Genomic DNA, 18,039 nt, shown 5'->3' on the forward strand with positions numbered 1-18,039 from the left:
CTCAATGAATTAAAAAGGCGTTTGTCACACTTCTGTGAGCTTTGTTAGGGATCTGGCTAGAGGTGGGTAATTTATGGTGATGTTTTGCGAGAAATCTTTTAAGTCGCAGTGATACTGAAGCCAATACTGAGTAATAGCAGTTGTTTGATTGCCAAATTAAGCACAGTGATTAGATTTGTTCCTTGAGTGGCTTATTGTGTCATCGCTTTTCAAGTAAACTAGCACGAAGAGAAAAGTAGTTGGTCTTAATGGCTGGTTGCTTCATGAGCAAAGTGATAGATAAATGACACAAAAGAAGAAAACCCAGGCACCGAAGAAGGGGTTGCACCCACGTAATCCTCATCGTCAACGCTATGATTTTGAGGCTTTAATAAAAAGCTGCCCACAGTTGGCACCCTTTGTCAGCGAAAATAAGTTTGGTGACTTATCGGTCGACTTCACAAATCCTGATGCAGTAAAAACGCTAAATAAAGCGTTGTTAAGTCATTTTTATCAGGTTCAGCACTGGGATATTCCGCCGGGTTATCTATGTCCGCCTATTCCAGGCCGCGCAGATTATTTGCATTACATCGCTGATTTGTTAGCGGATTCTAATGATGGAGTGATCCCTCAGGGCAAGCGAGTAATAGGCCTAGATATTGGTGTCGGAGCCAACTGTGCCTATCCAATTGTGGGGCATCGAGTCTATGGATGGCGTTTTGTTGGGGCGGATATCGATCCTATCTCGATCAAGACGGCGAAATTTATCATTGAATCCAATAGCGCATTGGCCGGTGGCATTAAGTGTCGCTTGCAAAAAAATGCCGATAATATCTTCACAGACATGATAAACCCTGATGACACCTTCGATTTCGCCTTGTGTAATCCTCCTTTTCATTCCTCTATGGCTGAAGCGACGGCGGGTAGTGAGCGTAAAGTGAAGAATCTGAGTGCGAATGCGAGAAAGAAAGGGACGAAAGCTTTTGAGCCGACAACAAAGGGAAAACAGCCTGCTTTAAACTTTGGTGGTCAAAATGCCGAGTTATGGTGCCCGGGGGGAGAGGCTGCATTTATCAAGCGTATGATCGCGCAGAGTGTTGAGAAACAGTTACAATGCTATTGGTTTACAACGCTGGTATCGAAAAAAGAGAACCTGCCAGATATCTATAAAATGTTAAAACAAGTTGGTGCGGTAGATGTTCGCACGATTGATATGGCGCAAGGGCAAAAGCAAACTCGTGTTGTGGCTTGGACATTCTTGAGTTCGGAGCAACAACGTGAATGGCGTGAGCAGCGCTGGCAGTAATAACATAATCTAAGATTGCGACAACCTAAGCGGCCTTATGGCCGCTTTTTTTATATCTAATTGATTTCAAGGCGCTAGTTTGAGTATGGATATTTATTCTGAGCGTTATACACCACCTTTTAGTTTTTGTTCTTGTACAAGAATAAAAATTGTACAACCACAGAGACTGAGCTACCTTTAGTTGTACAGCTAGTGAGTTTTGTACAAGTTTAAACCTTCCAAGGTGGTGAGATATGGCAATTCCTGTAGGTATTAGCGCATGTGTCCTCGGACAAAAAGTTCGCTTTGACGGTGGGCATAAACAAAACCGTTTTGTTGTTGATGAGCTTTCCAAACATTTTGAATTTAAGCCTGTTTGTCCAGAAGTAGGGATCGGTATGACGATACCAAGGCCCGCGATTCGCTTACTGCAATTACCTAATGGTGACGAGCGTTTGGTAGACAGTAAAGTACATGAAACGGACTATACCGATAAGATGAAACAGTTTGCCGACAAGCAGCTTACAAATTTCGACCCGTTGTGCGGTTATGTAGTTTGTGCCAAGTCGCCGACTTGCGGCATGGAGCGGGTGAAGCTTCACATCGCTAATGGCAACACGGTGCCTGGAGGTAGTGTGGGGATATATACCCGCGAGCTGATGGCAAGAATGCCGTGGTTACCTGTTGAAGAAGATGGCCGATTACAAGATCCTGTCTTGAGAGAGAATTTCGTTTTCCGGGTATTTTCCCTTAATGACTTTTATCAATCGCTTCGGGAAATGAGGAGCTATGATGGCTTTGTCAAATTCCATTCTCGCTACAAATTGGTATTAATGGCACATAGTCCATCAGCTTATAAAGAGATGGGAAGGCTTGTCGCCTCGATTAAAGAGTGGGATCTAGATTTATTCTATATCGAATACCGCCAGCAATTTATGGACGCAATTAAAAATAGGGCGAGTCGCAGCAATAAAACGAATGTACTAATGCACTTGCAGGGCTATTTCAAACGTTCATTGACTAAAACTCAAAAGCAAGAACTTGCAGAGTTGATTATGAGTTACCGTAACGGTAACCAACCGATCCTCGCTCCTTTGGCTCTGATTAACCACTACTTAAAAGAATATCCCGATCCATATCTGCAATTACAAACTTTTTTAAATCCTTACCCTGAGGAGTTGAAGTTACGTTATGGGCTTTGAGACTGCGTTTTACACGATAAAAGAAGTGTCTGAAAAGACCGGAATTAATTCTGTGACCTTAAGAGCTTGGCAGCGGCGTTACGGTTTGCTTAACCCGAAGAGAACAGAGAAAGGCCATCGCCTGTATTCAGATATTGATATTGAGAAGATCTATGACATTCTCTCGTGGCTGGAAAAGGGAGTGGCAATAGGTAAGGTACGTCCTTTACTTGAGGGGCGCTTGTCATCTGAAAGCTTAGATACCGAGCCAGAAATTAGAAAAACGGTTGAGTTGCTGTTGTCAGCGTTGTCTGAGTTGAACGGTGCCAAGCTAGATAAACTGCTCATTCAAATCATGAAAGAATACCCACTTGATGTATTTATTATTCAAGTCGTCGATCAGGTAGAAAACAAAATAAAGCATCCTGAAAATCCATTGCTGAATGTACAAATGTCACTGTGGCAATCGGTAATGACTGAAAGGTGTATTGCACTAATTGCTCAAGCAAGAAAGCGTTTAGCAAAATTATGTTATCTGATTAGTTTCGATAGCCCAAACAGTTACAAGATGTGGCTTAAGGCCTGGTTATTAACTGATAAGGGTTACAACGTCACCGTGCTACCGCTATTAGATGGAAAGTTAACAGGGTTGGGAGCTGCGCTAGCAACATTGAATATCAGTAAGTTGGTTGTGTTTGGCGAAAATCGCATATTGCCTTTTAACCTATCGGAATTAGAGAGTGTGCTTGAAGGTGCGAAATATGATTTAGAGGTTTCGGGCAGTATTACCTCCATTCATTCCGATTTGATAACAAAGTAACTTAAATCCAACTTTATTGAAGTACAGGGTAGTTAAACCGTACTAGCTACTTGCATTCGTCCTTCAGTAAAACTTTTATGTACAACATGGTGAGCGAAATGGGAATGACAACCGTAAAAGCCCAAGAGCATGAGTATACCGGTTTAATGTGGTTTCGAGTTGATCTTCGTACTGTTGATAATACAGCTTTGATCGAGGCCTGTCGGCGTTGTAGCAACCTGGTGGCGATCTACATAGCTTCCCCCGAACAGTGGCATGAGCATAATGTCGCTCCGATGCAGATTGACTTGATTCGACGTAGGTTAGGTGTATTACAACAACAACTCGCGAATTTTAATATCCCCTTGATTATTGAGGAGGTGCCTGATTACAGCCAGATCCCGCAGGTAATTCTGAATGTTGTGAGTAAATACAATCTAAGGCATGTATTTTGCAATAAACAATTCGAGTGGAATGAAACTCAGCGAGATAACGAAACTGCTCAATTACTGATGAACAACCAGATTAAATTTAGTGTTTTTGATGATGCTTGTGTTGTTGCTCCAGGAAAGGTGCTAACGCAAAAAGGAGATCCTTTTAAGGTGTTTACACCCTTTAGACGGGAGTGGCTCAATATTTATCGCAGCACATCACCAAACGTTCAGCCAGCACCAGAGCCATTTAGGAATCGTTTACAACGGGGTAACGATTGTATATCGCCAGCAGTGCAGTTTAGCTACCCATTGAAAGAGAGTGCTTGCTGGCCGGTTGATGAGGAAGCTGTTAGGCAGCGATTGCGAATGTTTTGTGAGGAAAAAGTCTCGGCCTACCACCAGCAACGGGATTATCCGGCGGTAGATGGTACGAGCTGTTTATCACCTTATTTAGTCATAGGCGTATTGTCTCCACGTCAGTGTGTGAGCGCATTACTTGAAATATTTCCTGGTTGTTTGGATGAGCCTGAAAGTGGAGGTTTCTGCTGGCTTAATGAGATCATCTGGCGTGAGTTTTACCGACATTTGATGGTTGCCTGGCCGAAGATAAGCCGTAATCAACCGTTTCTGGAGTGGACGCGTCGTGTGCATTGGGAGGAGTCCGAATCGATGTTACGTGCTTGGCAGCAAGGATTGACGGGATACCCCATCGTTGATGCAGCGATGCGTCAGCTTCGAGATACTGGGTGGATGCATAATCGATTGAGGATGATTACGGCCAGTTTTTTAACCAAAGATTTACTGATTCATTGGCAAGCTGGCGAACAATGGTTTATGTCGCAGCTTATTGATGGGGATTTGGCTGCAAACAATGGCGGTTGGCAATGGGCTGCTTCAACTGGTACGGATGCACAGCCTTATTTCCGGGTATTTAATCCGACAACCCAAGGCAAAAGGTTTGATCCTGAAGGTCGCTTTATACGTACATGGGTACATGAGTTAAAAGACGTGCCTGATAAGTATATTCATCAACCGTATTTATGGCCACAGGCCGATAGCTTGGATTATCCCGAACCCATTGTTGACCATAAAAGTGCTCGCCTCAGAGCCATCGAGGCATTTAAGTCGGCAAAAGCATTTAAAGATGGGGCACGTTAACTGAGTGGATAGCTGAGGTATTGTGAGAAGGAGCAATATATGGCTGAGCAGTCAGAGTTGGTAACAGGTAAGTTTGTTGAAGCCTATACCCAACTTTCCAAACATAACCTAACGGATCTTAAAGATCTTTATCATCCTGATGTGGTTTTTGAAGATCCAGCACACCAAGTTATCGGGTGGAAGAGCTTGCATGATTATTTCACTCGGCTATTTGGCGAGGTTAATGATTGTGGCTTTGAAATCCATGACACGCTTTTTGATCAAGATAAAGCTTATATTCAATGGACCATGACGTTTAACCACCCTCGAATTGCCGGAGGAAAGCCACGTAGGGTTAAAGGTTGTTCACGGTTGGAATTCCAAGATGGTCAGGTAATTAAACACCGAGACTATTTCGATATGGGGGAAATGATTTACGAAGGCATTCCGCTGCTCGGTTCTATTGTGCGTCGAATAAAAGCGAGTTTGTGATTATGGCGAATGTACTTATAACAGGGGCGAGTTCTGGTATTGGTGAGCAGTTAGCTAAGGACTATGCCATAGACGGTTGGCGGGTCATTGCTTGTGGACAATCAGAGGAACGTCTCAGAATGCTTCAAGAGTCCAGTAACAATATACACACGATTAAGTTTAGTGTAACTGACACTGATGAGGTTATGCAGGCGGTGGCTAAATTACCGCAAATCCCCAAGTTGATCATTTTGAATGCAGGTACTTGCGAATATATCGAGCATGGACGCATTGATATTGCGTTATTTAAGCGTGTTTTTGACGTTAATGTGTTTGGTTTGCTTAATTGTATACAGGCTTTGCAAGAGAGCTTTGATGTAAATACCCACTTGGTTATCGTTGGCTCGACAGCATCCTATATTCCGTTGCCGCGGGCCGAGGCTTATGGGGCATCCAAAGCCGCTGTTGCTTATATAGCGAATACACTTGCGTTAGATCTAGAACATCTTGGGGTAAAGGTTACGCTGGTTAGTCCGGGGTTTGTTAAAACCCCGCTGACGGATAAGAACGATTTTGCAATGCCGATGCTAGTGACGCCTCAATTTGCATCGCAAAAAATACGTCAAGGTATTGCGACAGGGAAAACGGAAATTCATTTCCCGTTTCAATTTAGCCTAATTCTAAAACTAATCAGGTTATTGCCCTCATCGTTGCAACTGGCTGTTATTAAACGTATGACTGGGAGAAAGTAATGAAAATAGCCATTATTGGATCTGGAATTTCCGGTCTAACCTGTGCGTGGCACCTGCACCGTCAGCATGATATTACGGTGTATGAAGCTAATAGTTACATCGGTGGGCATACGGCGACAGTGGATGTCTCTGTACCGAGCGGTGATTATGCCATTGATACCGGCTTTATCGTCTTCAATGATCGAACCTACCCGAATTTTGAGCGTTTGCTTGCGGAGATTGATATTTCCGGCCAGAAAACCGAGATGAGCTTTAGTGTTCAAAATGATGTAAACGGACTGGAGTATAACGGTCATAGCTTGTCAACGATGTTTGCTCAGACACGTAATTGTGTGAATCCCAAATTCTATTACTTTGTTTATGAAATTCTGCGCTTCAATAGCTTGGCTCGTAATGTAGATTTGACGATTGAAAAACATTGTACGCTGGGTGATTTTCTTCACCATTATAAATTCAGCCACTATTTTACCGAGAATTATATATTGCCGATGGGGGCTGCTATTTGGTCGTCGACATTGTCAGATATGCGATCTTTTCCTCTCGACTTTTTTATTCGCTTTTTCCGTAACCACGGCTTGCTTGAGGTAGTCAACCGACCTCAATGGTACGTGATACCCGGTGGGTCACGTGAGTATGTAAAAAAACTTATCATCCCATTTGAACACAAAATCAGATTGAACCACCCGGTAAGCAAAGTAACCCGCCAGTCGGAAAAAGTGTTGGTAGAAAGTGCAACTGGGTTAGAAGTATTCGACCAAGTGATTTTTGCCAGTCACAGCGATCAGTCGTTGTCGATGCTGGCAGATGCAAGTGCTGATGAGCAGCGAATCCTTGGGGAAATGGAGTATCAGGATAATGAAGTTGTGCTTCATACCGATACTCGCATGCTTCCAAAGACGCGTGCGGCCTGGGCGGCCTGGAATTACCACCTGGGGCCCGAGTGTGAGAATGGTCAGCATCGAGACAATCAACTGGCTAGCTTGACCTACAACATGAATATTCTTCAGGGTATTTCTGCGCCAGAAACCTTCTGTGTGACGTTGAATCGAACGGAAAATATTGCACCGGAAAAGATCATTAAGCGCTTTGTCTATGCCCATCCGGTGTTTTCAACTACCAGCGTGCTGGCTCAGCAAGCAAGGGGAGATATCAACGGTAAGCAAAACACTTGGTTTTGTGGGGCATATTGGTACAACGGTTTTCACGAAGATGGTGTTCGCAGTGCGCTTGACGTTGTTGAGGGGATAGAAAAATTAACGATTGGCGGCCTGGTTGGTAGCGCAGAGCCTGCGATTGCCTGCCGGATTCAGGAGCGAAAATATGAATAGTGCACTTTTTGTTGGCAGTATTCGGCACCGTCGTTTTAGTCCGGTTAAGCATGCCTTCACCTATCCCATGTTTATGCCTTTGATTGATCTCGATGAGCTTGAAGATCTTCAGTCATCGGTTAAAGGCTTTGGTTTACATTTTTTGAATTTTGCCCGGTTTAGAACGGCAGACTATCTTCGCGGTCACGACCGTCAGTATAGTGATGAAGCGGCTAATATCGTCACTGATAACAAAGCAATGTCCCTGAAGATGGCAGTTGTTGATAAGGTCGAGAGCCTGACGGGTGAACGTGTCGATGGAAGGGTGATGCTCCTGTGCCAACTAAGGTATGCAGGACTATATTTCAGTCCGCTTAATCTTTATTACCTGTACGACGAACATGATAACTGGCGCTGGGTTTTAGCCGAAGTCAGTAACACCCCTTGGAACGAACGGCACTATTATGTGCTTCCTGCTAAGAGTGATTGGTCGGGAGACTCCTGGAAAGAGGATAAAGCCTTTCATGTCTCACCATTTAACCCGATGAGCCAGCAATATAACTGGCGATTTAGGGCTCCTGAAAAGCAATTGCAGCTTCACCTTGATATTCGTTCTATGGAGGGGAACAAGAAAGTTCTCGATGCGACAATGCTTATGAAGCGTCAGCCATTTACTTCTAAAGTACTTTGGCACCTGATAGCAAAAACACCAATCCAAACCTTAAAAATTGTAGTTGGTATTTATTGGCAGGCATTGCGTTTATGGCGGAAAGGGGCGCCTTTCTATAGTCATCGACCAAGTGTGGCGCAGCCATCAAAGCACATGCCAACAAAACATAATATGGAACAATAAGTTGAGAGGTTGAAGATGTTGAATAGTGATGCTGGCCGAACAGTACCAATGATGAAGGTTACAGACAATATCGCGCGAACCGTGATCTTTGGCATCCTTAGGCAATTACAGGGCTCTGGGGTGACTGTTTCGGAAGTTGAGGGAGAAACTTATCATTTTGGCGATCGTCAGGCACCTTGCCAGGCCCAGCTGATCGTTAATAACCCATCATTTTATCAACGGGTCCTGAAAGGTGGCAGTATTGCAGCGGGTGAGGCCTATATTGATGGCTGGTGGGATTCCCCAGATCTGACTCTGGTAGTAAGGGTTATCGCAATGAATCTAGCGGTTCTCGAACGCCTTGAAGCAAAAGTAAGTTGGCTGAGTAATCTGGCGGATTGGTGGTTGCACCGTTCGCGCCGAAATAATAGAGACTCTTCGAAGAAAAATATTATGGCTCATTATGATCTGGGCAATGATTTCTATCGTACCTTCTTAGACACGAACATGCTTTATTCTGCGGCTATCTATGATGATGAACACCAAAATTTGTTTCAGGCGCAGATCAATAAAATGGATCGCCTATGTAGCCAATTGAAACTGACAGAATCTGATCATTTGCTGGAGATAGGTACCGGCTGGGGGGCATTAGCAATTTATGCCGCCAAGTATTATGGCTGCAAAGTGACAACCACCACTATATCTGATGCTCAACATGAATGGGCTAGACAACGTATTGAGCAAGAGGGACTGTCTGAAAAAGTCACTCTGTTGCGGAGTGATTACCGAGAGCTGACAGGTCAGTATGACAAGATAGTTTCCGTCGAAATGATAGAAGCGGTTGGTAAAGAATATCTAACAACCTATATCAAAAAATGTGAATCACTGCTTAAACCAGATGGCCTGTTGGTACTGCAGGCGATAACGATTGCTGACCAACGTTTTGAAAGTTATAGCAAAGGTGTGGATTTTATTCAGAAACATATTTTCCCCGGAGGCTTTTTGCCGTCGATAACGACCATAGCTAACCAGCTGACTCAGCACAGCGATTTCGTTATCCGGGATATTAAAGACATAGGTATCGACTACGCCAGAACGCTGTCAGATTGGCACCGTAACTTCAATGGCTGTATAGAGCAGCTGACTAAACAAGGTTTTGATGAAAGGTTTATTCGTACTTGGCGCTTTTACTTTTCCTACTGTGAGGGTGGGTTCCTAGAGCGCAGTATCAGCACGGTACAACTGGTCGCCAGCCGATCCGGATGGCGAGAATAGTAGCCTTAGCGGTATTGGGGGCAAAGATGACGATTCGTGAATTGCTGATAGTTGGTGTTGTATTTAATAGTTATTGGTTGCTGGCAGTCATCGGACAAAGCCATTATCAGTGGCTACTGGTTATTTGCCTGTTAGGGTGCTGGTGGTTTTATCGAGATGCATGGCGTTTCGCCTTGATCTTGGGGACTGCCGGAATATCAATGGACATAGTATTAAGTCTGTTAGGATTATTCCAGTTTCACTCAGTTGTTCTGCCGTTCTGGTTAGTCATGTTGTGGTTAGGCTTTGGCTCATTTGTTTGGGTCACGAGGCATATTATTGTTGTCTATTCATCTTATGTCGTGATTGGTATCGGAGGTTTAGGTGGTATGTTGAGTTACTTGGCAGGCTACCGCCTAGGCGCTGTTAACTGGCCGTTAGGTATAACCGTAACAGCATTAAGTTTATTCGCTTGCTGGTTATGTTTTTCTGCTTTGACACTGGTACTGATAAGAAGATATGACACACAGAAAGCGGAGGAAGTATGATTTTTCTCGCGTTTACCAAAAGATGCTTTGCCCTAACGTCAAAGCGAACCATGTTGATGCTTATTATGCTAATACTCAGTGTTCCTACGTCAGCAACAGCCACAATGTCTTGGCAATCCTCAACTTGGCAAGCATGGCGGATGGTTGGGGACGCCCAACTGAAGTGGGGCCCCTGGGTTATTTATGACTCCGAACTTCGTACTCCAACAGGTTATTATCAAGATAACTCTGATGAATTAGCTTTGGTGATCAAGTACCAGAGAGATATCGCGCGTGAGGACTTGCTTGAGGCGACCGGGGAGCAGTGGGAGCACCTCGGGGTACCGGCAGATAAGCGCCGCCTATGGTTAGCGCACCTTTCTCAAATTTGGCCCGATGTAAAAAAAGGCGATCGTCTGATTTTTGTTATTAAAAACGGTGATGGGGTTTTTTATCAGGATAACACCAAGATTGGCGTGATGAAGGATAGTGAGATGTCGAATGCGTTTTTGCATATCTGGCTATCACCTGACACTTCATATCCACACATACGTCGTCAGTTAATAGGTAAAACCTAGTCACGAGTTATGGCCGGAGTTGAGTGCTGGCTGCCGGAATAAAGTAGGAGACAGCAATGCTATTTAGGCGGATCAAGCAGCTAGTATTTTTGACAGTTATAACGTTATTGATGGGATGTTCTACGTCGATTGACGAGTATAGAGCAGCTGGTCCAGAGTTTAATTTGTTTGAATACTTTGAGGGGGAAACCTTGGCCTGGGGGATGCTTCAGGATCGGAGCGGTAAACAGATTCGCCGCTTGGAAGTGACTATCTTTGGCCGAGTTAAGGGAAATATTCTGACTCTTGAAGAAGATTTCACTTTTGATGACGGGGAAAAACAACAACGAACCTGGGTGATCACCCGTACTATGGATGGAAGCTATATTGGCCGAGCTGATGATGTAGTCGGTGAAGCTACCGGTAAGGCGATTGGTAATGCATTGAACTGGCAGTATGTGTTACGTGTACCTGTTGACGAAACCACCTATGATATTAGCTTTGATGATTGGATGTTTAGACAAGATAAGGAGCGGATGTTCAATATTGCCAAAATGAAAAAGTGGGGTTTTACCGTAGGTACGTTAACCCTGTTTTTTGAAAAGCAATAAGATGCCTGGTATGGCTATAAACGGCTTTGCTTAAGTTTTTGTTTCTTGTTATACATATTTGCATCGGCCTCGCTTATCAAATATTGAATATTGTAGTTCTCCAACTCACATTGCTTTACGATCGAATATCCGACGGAAGCAGAAAAGCTCACATTTTCAAGGGAAACTTTGTTACTGATAACATAGATTAGCTGTTGGTAAAGTTGAGTGAATTCCTCTTCATCGCTCAACGATGCTAATAGTACGAATTCATCTCCCCCTAACCGTCCAACAATATCTGGCTGGCGGCAAAGTTTAGTTAAACGGTTAGCCGTTTCAACTAATATCTTATCACCAAAAATATGGCCATATTGATCATTAATGGCCTTGAAGTCGTTTATATCAATATAGAACAGTACCAGTAAGCCACGATCATTATCAAAGTCATCGAGCTCGTGCTGGAGCTTTTGGCAAAATGCCCGGCGATTATAGACGTTTGTTAGAAAATCATAGGTGGCCGATTGCATCAGCTCTTGCTCAATTTCGTGCTTTTCAAGCGTAACTGCACAAACTGATGCTGCCATCTCTAACACCTCGAGTTCAAACGGCGTTGGTTTTGACGGGGCATTGCCGTAGGTGGCAAATGTGCCGAGTACTTTGTTTTTAGATGAAATAATAGGGACGGACCAACAAGAAGCTAGATTGGCTTTCTGGGCTAAAGGAAGAAAGTCACTCCAGTTTTGGTGCTCATCAATGTTCTCGGTGATGACTTTTTGTCTGTGGTAAGCCGCTGCACCACATGAGACGATTTGAGGGCCAATTGTTACGCCATCAATAGCCTCATAATAAAACTCTGGTAAACTCGGAGCGCAGGCAAAATGCAACGTGTTGGTGTTTGGGTTAAGTAACAGAATCGACGTTAAACGGTCGTTAAAAATACTTTCCGTAACACTAATGAGTTGCTCTAGCATCTTATCTTGGCTTTTGCCTAAGGCGAGCATTTTTAATATTTTATTAAAAGCTCTATGAGCGTGAAGTAGGTCGTTGATCAAAGTGCTTCCTTGTTCTGTTCACTTTTTATAAGACTGAATCTTTTATAGTTATTTTATAATTTTATCGAATTACAAGTTAGCAACAAACTTGAGATGTCGAAAAGTTGATATTTGTTGTTAAAATGTGAACTCTATATGGCATTTTATATTTTATCGATAATTATCAGCTGACTCCACGTGACATAACCACTATTCGCTTCAGGATCCAACGAAGCAGTAGCGGAATCTCTTCTAGGTTCGCTTCATCTGTATATTCAACGATTGCCAGCGCTACATCGGGTTTTGCATGTCGTTTAAGTGCTCTAACAATGATCTTTTTAGGGGTAACCGGTGTATCGTGTGGAATATTGGCAAGCCGGCGAAATAAAGGCTCATACCCGTTCTGAAATAGGAAGTGCTCAATATCACGGTTTGGCAGTACCGTTAAGCGATGTCTTTCCGCGTCAGCACCTAATAAATGACGCACAGTCTCTGCATATTTTTTACCGGCCATATCTCCATCGGCAACGAGATGCCATTCAATGCCAAGGTTTCTGGCGACTTTAATGAGTGGCTTTAAACCACTTTGTGCAAATTCAATAATCTGAACGCCTTCCCCTGCGAGATTATAGCCACAAATCCGCGCAAACTCGTTGAACAGCCAAACTTCGGTTTCTCCTTCGACGAGTAACCATGCTCGTGAGAACAAGGCATTCGGACGGTGAAGCCGGACATGGAAGGTAACCCTGCGTTCTTCATCTCGGCTTAAAACCCTTGGTAATACAGAGTAGACATGGGTTTTGTCTGGCTCGCGGATCAGCTTTTTAATCGAATGGAGAGGAACGACGGAAGTGAGATCCGGGCTATTGGTTGTTAGGATCTTCTGCATGGGCATACTGGCTACGAATGTCCAGGCCTGATGTAAAATAGTCGGATGGAGTCGGCCTTCGGGATCTTCAAGAATCATGATGGGGCGGGAGATACGTTTTAGTTCAACTGGGCCACGCGCACGGATAAACGCGTTAAGCAAGCCCATCAAGACTAATCGCCCTTGTTTGGTCATGTGTGGCTTAGTGAGTTGTTCTAGAGGGTTAACTGAGTACTGCGCTTGGGTAGGAAAATGAGCTCGGTTAAATTGCGCGGATCGGTTATGAGGTGTAAATGCGAAATAGTGGTCAACTAAGGTTCGTAATGCACTGATACTGCTCTTTATCTCTTCAGAGCTTACGTGTCCTGGGCGAGTCATCAGCCGCATACAGGTATTATCAAGCCGACGCTGTATACGTGCGCTCTCGCTGTTGTCTTTCTCGTTATGGCCATTGCCATTACCGTTGCCATTTGAATAATTTTGGCGCAAACGGCGGGCGTCGCGAATACGAACAATAGGATGCAATATCATGAGCTGTCGGGCTAGTTTGTCGCTGTCTTCACAATGAATTATTTTGCCTTTTCTATTTAGAAATACCCGTTGGCTAATGATTTTGTCGTCTCTGACAATACTGTTTATTTGATAGTAAAGATGCCTGACACCATCATCGTCTGTTATCCATAATGGTGCGAATGCTTTGTAACGTCGTGCCTGATATTCTCCCTCATAGTCTTCGCACCAGTGGAGCACTATCTGCAACTGAGTCATTTTGGTATGCCCGGCAGAATAGTCGACGTGGAAATCTGAAAATTTGAAATGATAGAATTTAGCATCAGGTGAGAGGGCGATGCTTAAGGCATCCAGTAAGGATGATTTACCCCAGGCATTTTCACCTATGAGCACGGTTAATTCGTCGAAAGTTAGTGACAGGCGTTTGATACCTCTGAAACCGGATACTTCAATTCGTTTTAACTGCATAGTTCACCTCTAAGATTAAGGTTAACCTACCTTTGTCACTGATGTGCATGCCGATGTCACAGAACAGTGAACTAATTGATTAACATGAAAATTAAGCATCATCTGGGAAATACTTGTGATGCTGAATGCGGGTTGTTATAGTCCGCCCAATAATAAAAAATCCAGCATTTGACGTAACTTCAATTGCTTAGGTTTAATCAAATTGATGACTGTATTACCGGAGATATCAGATGGCTAAGATTATCCACTCAATGGTTCGTGTTCTGGATCTGGAGAAATCACTAAAGTTCTACAAAGAAGCACTCGATCTAGCTATTGCAGAGCGACTTGATTTTGAAGGCTTCAGCCTGGTTTATCTGCGAAATGACGAGAACGACATGGAGCTTGAGTTGACTTGGAATGAAGGGACGGAGGAAGCATATACCCATGGTTCAGGCTACGGCCATATCGCAGTTGCTGTTGAGGATCTGGAAGCAGAACACGCGAAGTTGACCGACCTAGGTTACGAGCCAGCTGACGTTAAAGAGTTTTTCCGTGAAGGTCAGCTACTGGCGAAATTCTTCTTTGTCCAGGATCCTGATGGATATAAAATTGAATTCCTGCAACGCCACGGTCGTTACCAGTAAGAATATTAGTTTCAATTCAAATTATATATTGATCGCTGCCTCAGTTTACCTGTGGTGGCGATTTTTATTTTATGTCTTTCGTCGCCTTACTGGTAAAGCGGTGTATCGCTTTTCTCACTAAAATCCCACTACTGATCCCCACGATCATGCTTATGATGGTGATGGCTCCTGCAGGCGAAAAGGAAGGTAGGGCGACTAATAGTTGTGAGTCATTGCCTCCTAGTGCTAAAGAGGCGCCAATACCCATGATAACACCAGCACATAAATGCAATATCAATTGCAAAGGTCTTAATTTGAACTCATTGAGTGGGAGTCTTTTCTTTGCACTGACTGCCATTCCGAAGACGAGACCGAGAATGATCAAGTAACGTTGAAGCGATGGCCATTTCTCACTTTCGCCATGAATACTTGCGGCAGAAATATCTTTTAGTAGTTGGCTAGGAGACCAATGCGGAACCTGATAGGTCAGAATACTCGCGATAATGCCAAATAAGATGATGCCGAGTAAAATTGGCCTTCTTTGCTGTGGTATACGAAAGAGAATTAAAGCGACAAGGGTAAACAGAACGGCGCTAACTGTAATAGGGGGGCTATTAATGGAAGATAACGTGTTGTATTCGAAACTAACAGGTATTGAGGCGAGAAAGCTCCAACCAAGCATCCAACCTAATACAGTGGAAAACATATAGAAATGCCCTTTGGATAACTTCGAGATGGTTGATATCGAGCAGCCTTTGTTGAGAGCGGCACCCAAACCAAATAAGAACCCACCCAAGCCGAAGAGGGGGCTGGCAGAGTACCTGCTCATAGTGATGCTTACGCTGTCACCAATGGCACTAGGAATGACTAGCCAAAACCAGAAGCCACAGCAGAGAATCGCAGCTAGAAACCCCGAACGTTTGGCCAATAGCTCCTGAACCCCTCTGACCATGCAGAGTCCCGTTTTTTGAGCAAGGCTTCCAACCAGGCCCGCGAGTAAAATGGGCAATAAATATGAAAGCATAATGTATGCCTGTCATCAGATTGTAGTGATTCTGTTCTACTAACTATAATACGTCTTCTCAATGCCGATTCGCTGCCTATTGCAATTGATTTTCTGTCTTTACATTTAAGTTGCTTATAGGTCGCGATTACTGGTTTTAGTAACCGTATAATTCAATTTTAACTATTGTTTTATGTCACATTTTGGGTTTAACCTAGAGAAATACAAACTATAGTATGTGATATGAATCATATTATATTATGATATGTCCACTATCCTGTACTCGGAGAACATAAATCTTCTATGACAATGAACCGCTCAGCGAAAATCACTTTCGCACATATCAATGACACACACTCACATTTTGAGCCATCTTCGATTTCGTTGACGTTACCTGAAGAAGTTCTGGATTCTGAAACTTCGGTATACGCTAGTTGTGGTGGTTTTTCTCGCGTGTCTTCAGCGGTTAAGGATGTCAAAATGCAAGCGCACCTCAAAGGGCGTGAGTTTATGTTTGTTCATGCCGGTGACTGCTTCCAGGGAACGCTATTTTTCTCTTTGTACAAAGGGCTAGCCAACGCCAAGTTACTAAATGCAATTGGGATTGAGGCAATGGCACTGGGTAATCATGAGCTAGACATGGGTAATGGGGTTGTCGCTGATTTTCTGGACTCTGCGAATTTTCCAATGCTTGTGGCTAACTGGGATCTCGCAAGCGAAAGCCAAAGCAAACCAAATCCTCTCCGCGAGAAAAATAATATTTATGCTTATGATAGTGCCGCTGGGCATGGTCGTTATATCGTGAAGGACGTTGATGGTGAGCCCGTCGCAGTATTCGGTTTAGCAATTGAGAACATGGCAGGTATTGCCAATCCCGATCCGGATACGTTCTTTTTGAATGTTGTTGATGTGGCGAACAAGACGATTGCGGCTATTCATCAGCAAGGTATAAATAAGATTGTACTGTTAAGTCACCTTGGCTATGACAGGGATCTTGAACTGGCGGCGCAGGTGAAGGGCTTGGGCGCGATTATTGGTGGCCATAGCCATACCATGCAAGGCGATTTTACCAATGTCGGTTATGGCGTTTCTGATGAATATGCCAAGATGGTAAGTGGTACCTGTGTCGTTCAGGCCGGTTGTAATGCTCTGGCTTTAGGTCAATTAGAACTGGATTTTAATCCAGACGGTAGTGTTGCTAGTGCTTCTGGTGTCAATCAGTTGCTGCTAGGGCGTCAGTTTACAGTAGATGCTACAAGAAGTGAGCACCTTGATGACGATAGTCATGAAGCCGTTAAGCAGTATCTGACTGCTCAGGAAAATATTCGTTACTGTGCCAAAGACCCAGTTATTGAAAATATCTTGAATACAGATTATCGCCCTGCGGTGCGTCAGCTACAAACTCAGCATATCGCAGAAGCCGCAGAACCATTGCGGCATGTTCGTATTCCAGATCATAAAGGTGGCAGCCAGATAGCGCCGCTGGTGGTTGAAAGCTTTGTTTGGCAAGGGCGCCAATTAGGTCACGATGTTGATTTCGGGATCCATAACGCTGGTGGTGTGAGGTCATCCTTAAATCCGGGACCGATCACCTCTGCAGATATAGCGGGTAAGTTACTGCCTTTTGCAATTGGGCTGATGGTGTATCAGGTTAAAGGTATACGTGTCAGGGAAGCCCTGGAAGGCGCTATCAATAATGCCATTGATAATGGTGTCGAAGGGACAGGAAGCGGCAGTTTTCCATATACTTCAAATCTCAGGTTTACCTATCGATGTTGTGCAGATGAAGGACAACGTATCGAGAACCTTCAGACTATTAGGAATGGATTGTGGGTTGATATTGAAGATGACGAAACCTACACGTCTGTCTCGTCAGGATACACGGCAACGGGCAAGGAAGGGTACGGCGCGCTACTCGAATATGAACGAGAGCCTCAGGCTCTTAATGTAACAATGGCTGATGCTTTTGAGCTTTATGCGAAGGAAGTGAAAATACTATCTCCTCAGGAAAACAGCTTGATCTCATATATTCCGTGTGGGTGTGAGCAAGTTGTAGCTTGATAAAGTGCGATTATAATTTTCTCTTCGATAATATTTGATAAATTATTATAACGTATGCAAGCCGTCAATATATTGTTTGCATTACCCTTAAAAGCGCCAGCAAGTTGGCGTTTTTTTATATTTTGAATATTGCGAAAAGAGCCAGGTTGCAGATATATTTTTATTGGTGATTTTATTAAAATAACCATGAAAAATGTTTAAAGAATAATTTTTCCATGTCGATAACAATTACAGTCAGTAAAGTAGGGTTTGGGGGAAATATGAATCGTGATTGGGTAGATATCGCCATGGTGACTGGTTGGATAGCAGCTTGGGGCGTTCTTATTTATATGATTCCTGCCGTTGGCATTTAATATCAATACGACATTAATGCTTCGACATTTAGTTG

At 43.7% G+C, this 18,039-nt stretch carries 18 protein-coding genes; 15 read left to right on the plus strand and 3 right to left on the minus strand.

All coding sequences use genetic code 11. From position 1 onward, the window contains the following. Window positions 1–283: 283 nt before the first annotated feature. From rlmF to MD588_RS11165, 12 genes are all read left to right on the plus strand, one after another. Entirely contained in the window at window positions 284–1,285 is a 1,002-nt protein-coding gene (gene rlmF, locus MD588_RS11110) for a 23S rRNA (adenine(1618)-N(6))-methyltransferase RlmF (protein ID WP_265697301.1), read from the plus strand. Between the two features lie 233 nt (window positions 1,286–1,518). Further along, window positions 1,519–2,466, plus strand: coding sequence for a YbgA family protein (locus tag MD588_RS11115; protein WP_265697302.1), 948 nt, complete (start codon window positions 1,519–1,521; stop codon window positions 2,464–2,466). Continuing rightward, entirely contained in the window at window positions 2,456–3,265 is an 810-nt protein-coding gene (locus MD588_RS11120; protein ID WP_265697304.1) for a MerR family transcriptional regulator, read from the plus strand. Before MD588_RS11115 ends, MD588_RS11120 begins: the two co-directional genes overlap by 11 nt. Before the next feature lie 98 nt (window positions 3,266–3,363). After that, window positions 3,364–4,836 carry a deoxyribodipyrimidine photo-lyase gene (gene phrB, locus MD588_RS11125; protein WP_265697306.1) on the plus strand — a complete coding sequence of 491 codons (1,473 nt, stop codon included), beginning with the start codon at window positions 3,364–3,366 and terminating at the stop codon, window positions 4,834–4,836. A 39-nt stretch (window positions 4,837–4,875) separates the two neighbouring features. Further along, window positions 4,876–5,307, plus strand: a complete 432-nt coding sequence (locus MD588_RS11130; RefSeq protein ID WP_265697307.1) for a nuclear transport factor 2 family protein — start codon at window positions 4,876–4,878, stop codon at window positions 5,305–5,307. Between the two features lie 2 nt (window positions 5,308–5,309). After that, window positions 5,310–6,038 carry an SDR family NAD(P)-dependent oxidoreductase gene (locus MD588_RS11135; protein ID WP_265697308.1) on the plus strand — a complete coding sequence of 243 codons (729 nt, stop codon included), beginning with the start codon at window positions 5,310–5,312 and terminating at the stop codon, window positions 6,036–6,038. Next, entirely contained in the window at window positions 6,038–7,366 is a 1,329-nt protein-coding gene (locus tag MD588_RS11140; protein WP_265697309.1) for an NAD(P)/FAD-dependent oxidoreductase, read from the plus strand. Before MD588_RS11135 ends, MD588_RS11140 begins: the two co-directional genes overlap by 1 nt. Then, window positions 7,359–8,198, plus strand: coding sequence for a DUF1365 domain-containing protein (locus MD588_RS11145; RefSeq protein ID WP_265697311.1), 840 nt, complete (start codon window positions 7,359–7,361; stop codon window positions 8,196–8,198). Before MD588_RS11140 ends, MD588_RS11145 begins: the two co-directional genes overlap by 8 nt. 15 nt (window positions 8,199–8,213) lie before the next feature. Further along, window positions 8,214–9,452: an SAM-dependent methyltransferase gene (locus MD588_RS11150; RefSeq protein WP_265697312.1), complete on the plus strand. Its 1,239-nt coding sequence runs from the start codon at window positions 8,214–8,216 to the stop codon at window positions 9,450–9,452. Between the two features lie 26 nt (window positions 9,453–9,478). Beyond that, on the plus strand, window positions 9,479–9,979 hold the full coding sequence (locus MD588_RS11155) for a DUF2878 family protein (RefSeq protein ID WP_265697313.1): 501 nt from the start codon (window positions 9,479–9,481) through the stop codon (window positions 9,977–9,979). A gap of 104 nt (window positions 9,980–10,083) precedes the next feature. Beyond that, window positions 10,084–10,536, plus strand: coding sequence for a chalcone isomerase family protein (locus MD588_RS11160; RefSeq protein WP_265697315.1), 453 nt, complete (start codon window positions 10,084–10,086; stop codon window positions 10,534–10,536). Window positions 10,537–10,592: 56 nt separating this feature from the next. Then, the gene (locus tag MD588_RS11165; protein ID WP_265697316.1) at window positions 10,593–11,126 is read left to right on the plus strand and encodes a DUF3833 domain-containing protein; all 534 of its coding nucleotides are present in this window, start codon (window positions 10,593–10,595) and stop codon (window positions 11,124–11,126) included. A gap of 14 nt (window positions 11,127–11,140) precedes the next feature. Here MD588_RS11165 and MD588_RS11170 read toward each other — a convergent pair whose 3' ends face one another. Then, window positions 11,141–12,157 carry a sensor domain-containing diguanylate cyclase gene (locus MD588_RS11170; protein ID WP_265697317.1) on the minus strand — a complete coding sequence of 339 codons (1,017 nt, stop codon included), beginning with the start codon at window positions 12,155–12,157 and terminating at the stop codon, window positions 11,141–11,143. Window positions 12,158–12,320: 163 nt separating this feature from the next. After that, the gene (locus MD588_RS11175; protein WP_265697319.1) at window positions 12,321–13,982 is read right to left on the minus strand and encodes an ATP-dependent endonuclease; all 1,662 of its coding nucleotides are present in this window, start codon (window positions 13,980–13,982) and stop codon (window positions 12,321–12,323) included. Window positions 13,983–14,212: 230 nt separating this feature from the next. Between MD588_RS11175 and MD588_RS11180 the strand changes: the two genes are divergently transcribed. Beyond that, entirely contained in the window at window positions 14,213–14,608 is a 396-nt protein-coding gene (locus tag MD588_RS11180) for a VOC family protein (protein WP_265697320.1), read from the plus strand. A 64-nt stretch (window positions 14,609–14,672) separates the two neighbouring features. Here MD588_RS11180 and MD588_RS11185 read toward each other — a convergent pair whose 3' ends face one another. After that, window positions 14,673–15,611 (minus strand): YeeE/YedE thiosulfate transporter family protein, encoded by a 939-nt coding sequence (locus MD588_RS11185; RefSeq protein WP_265697321.1) that lies wholly within the window; start codon window positions 15,609–15,611, stop codon window positions 14,673–14,675. Window positions 15,612–15,893: 282 nt separating this feature from the next. On the opposite strand from MD588_RS11185, the gene MD588_RS11190 reads away from it, so the two are divergent. Together MD588_RS11190 and MD588_RS11195 are read left to right on the plus strand one after the other, a co-directional pair. Further along, a complete protein-coding gene (locus MD588_RS11190; RefSeq protein WP_265697322.1) occupies window positions 15,894–17,651 on the plus strand; it encodes a bifunctional metallophosphatase/5'-nucleotidase in 1,758 nt (585 codons plus the stop codon). 215 nt (window positions 17,652–17,866) lie between these two features. After that, on the plus strand, window positions 17,867–18,004 hold the full coding sequence (locus tag MD588_RS11195; RefSeq protein WP_265697323.1) for a hypothetical protein: 138 nt from the start codon (window positions 17,867–17,869) through the stop codon (window positions 18,002–18,004). Window positions 18,005–18,039: the final 35 nt, after the last annotated feature.

Source organism: Photobacterium obscurum (genome assembly GCF_026191635.1).
Taxonomy (GTDB): Bacteria; Pseudomonadota; Gammaproteobacteria; order Enterobacterales; family Vibrionaceae; genus Photobacterium; species Photobacterium obscurum.

Coding starts and splice junctions, on each gene's coding strand:
- rlmF (WP_265697301.1), top strand. CDS start 284: ATGACACAAAAGAAGAAAACCCAGGCACCGAAGAAGGGGTTGCACCCA.
- MD588_RS11115 (WP_265697302.1), top strand. CDS start 1,519: ATGGCAATTCCTGTAGGTATTAGCGCATGTGTCCTCGGACAAAAAGTT.
- MD588_RS11120 (WP_265697304.1), top strand. CDS start 2,456: ATGGGCTTTGAGACTGCGTTTTACACGATAAAAGAAGTGTCTGAAAAG.
- phrB (WP_265697306.1), top strand. CDS start 3,364: ATGGGAATGACAACCGTAAAAGCCCAAGAGCATGAGTATACCGGTTTA.
- MD588_RS11130 (WP_265697307.1), top strand. CDS start 4,876: ATGGCTGAGCAGTCAGAGTTGGTAACAGGTAAGTTTGTTGAAGCCTAT.
- MD588_RS11135 (WP_265697308.1), top strand. CDS start 5,310: ATGGCGAATGTACTTATAACAGGGGCGAGTTCTGGTATTGGTGAGCAG.
- MD588_RS11140 (WP_265697309.1), top strand. CDS start 6,038: ATGAAAATAGCCATTATTGGATCTGGAATTTCCGGTCTAACCTGTGCG.
- MD588_RS11145 (WP_265697311.1), top strand. CDS start 7,359: ATGAATAGTGCACTTTTTGTTGGCAGTATTCGGCACCGTCGTTTTAGT.
- MD588_RS11150 (WP_265697312.1), top strand. CDS start 8,214: ATGTTGAATAGTGATGCTGGCCGAACAGTACCAATGATGAAGGTTACA.
- MD588_RS11155 (WP_265697313.1), top strand. CDS start 9,479: ATGACGATTCGTGAATTGCTGATAGTTGGTGTTGTATTTAATAGTTAT.
- MD588_RS11160 (WP_265697315.1), top strand. CDS start 10,084: ATGTCTTGGCAATCCTCAACTTGGCAAGCATGGCGGATGGTTGGGGAC.
- MD588_RS11165 (WP_265697316.1), top strand. CDS start 10,593: ATGCTATTTAGGCGGATCAAGCAGCTAGTATTTTTGACAGTTATAACG.
- MD588_RS11175 (WP_265697319.1), bottom strand. CDS start 13,982: ATGCAGTTAAAACGAATTGAAGTATCCGGTTTCAGAGGTATCAAACGC.
- MD588_RS11180 (WP_265697320.1), top strand. CDS start 14,213: ATGGCTAAGATTATCCACTCAATGGTTCGTGTTCTGGATCTGGAGAAA.
- MD588_RS11185 (WP_265697321.1), bottom strand. CDS start 15,611: ATGCTTTCATATTTATTGCCCATTTTACTCGCGGGCCTGGTTGGAAGC.
- MD588_RS11190 (WP_265697322.1), top strand. CDS start 15,894: ATGACAATGAACCGCTCAGCGAAAATCACTTTCGCACATATCAATGAC.
- MD588_RS11195 (WP_265697323.1), top strand. CDS start 17,867: ATGTCGATAACAATTACAGTCAGTAAAGTAGGGTTTGGGGGAAATATG.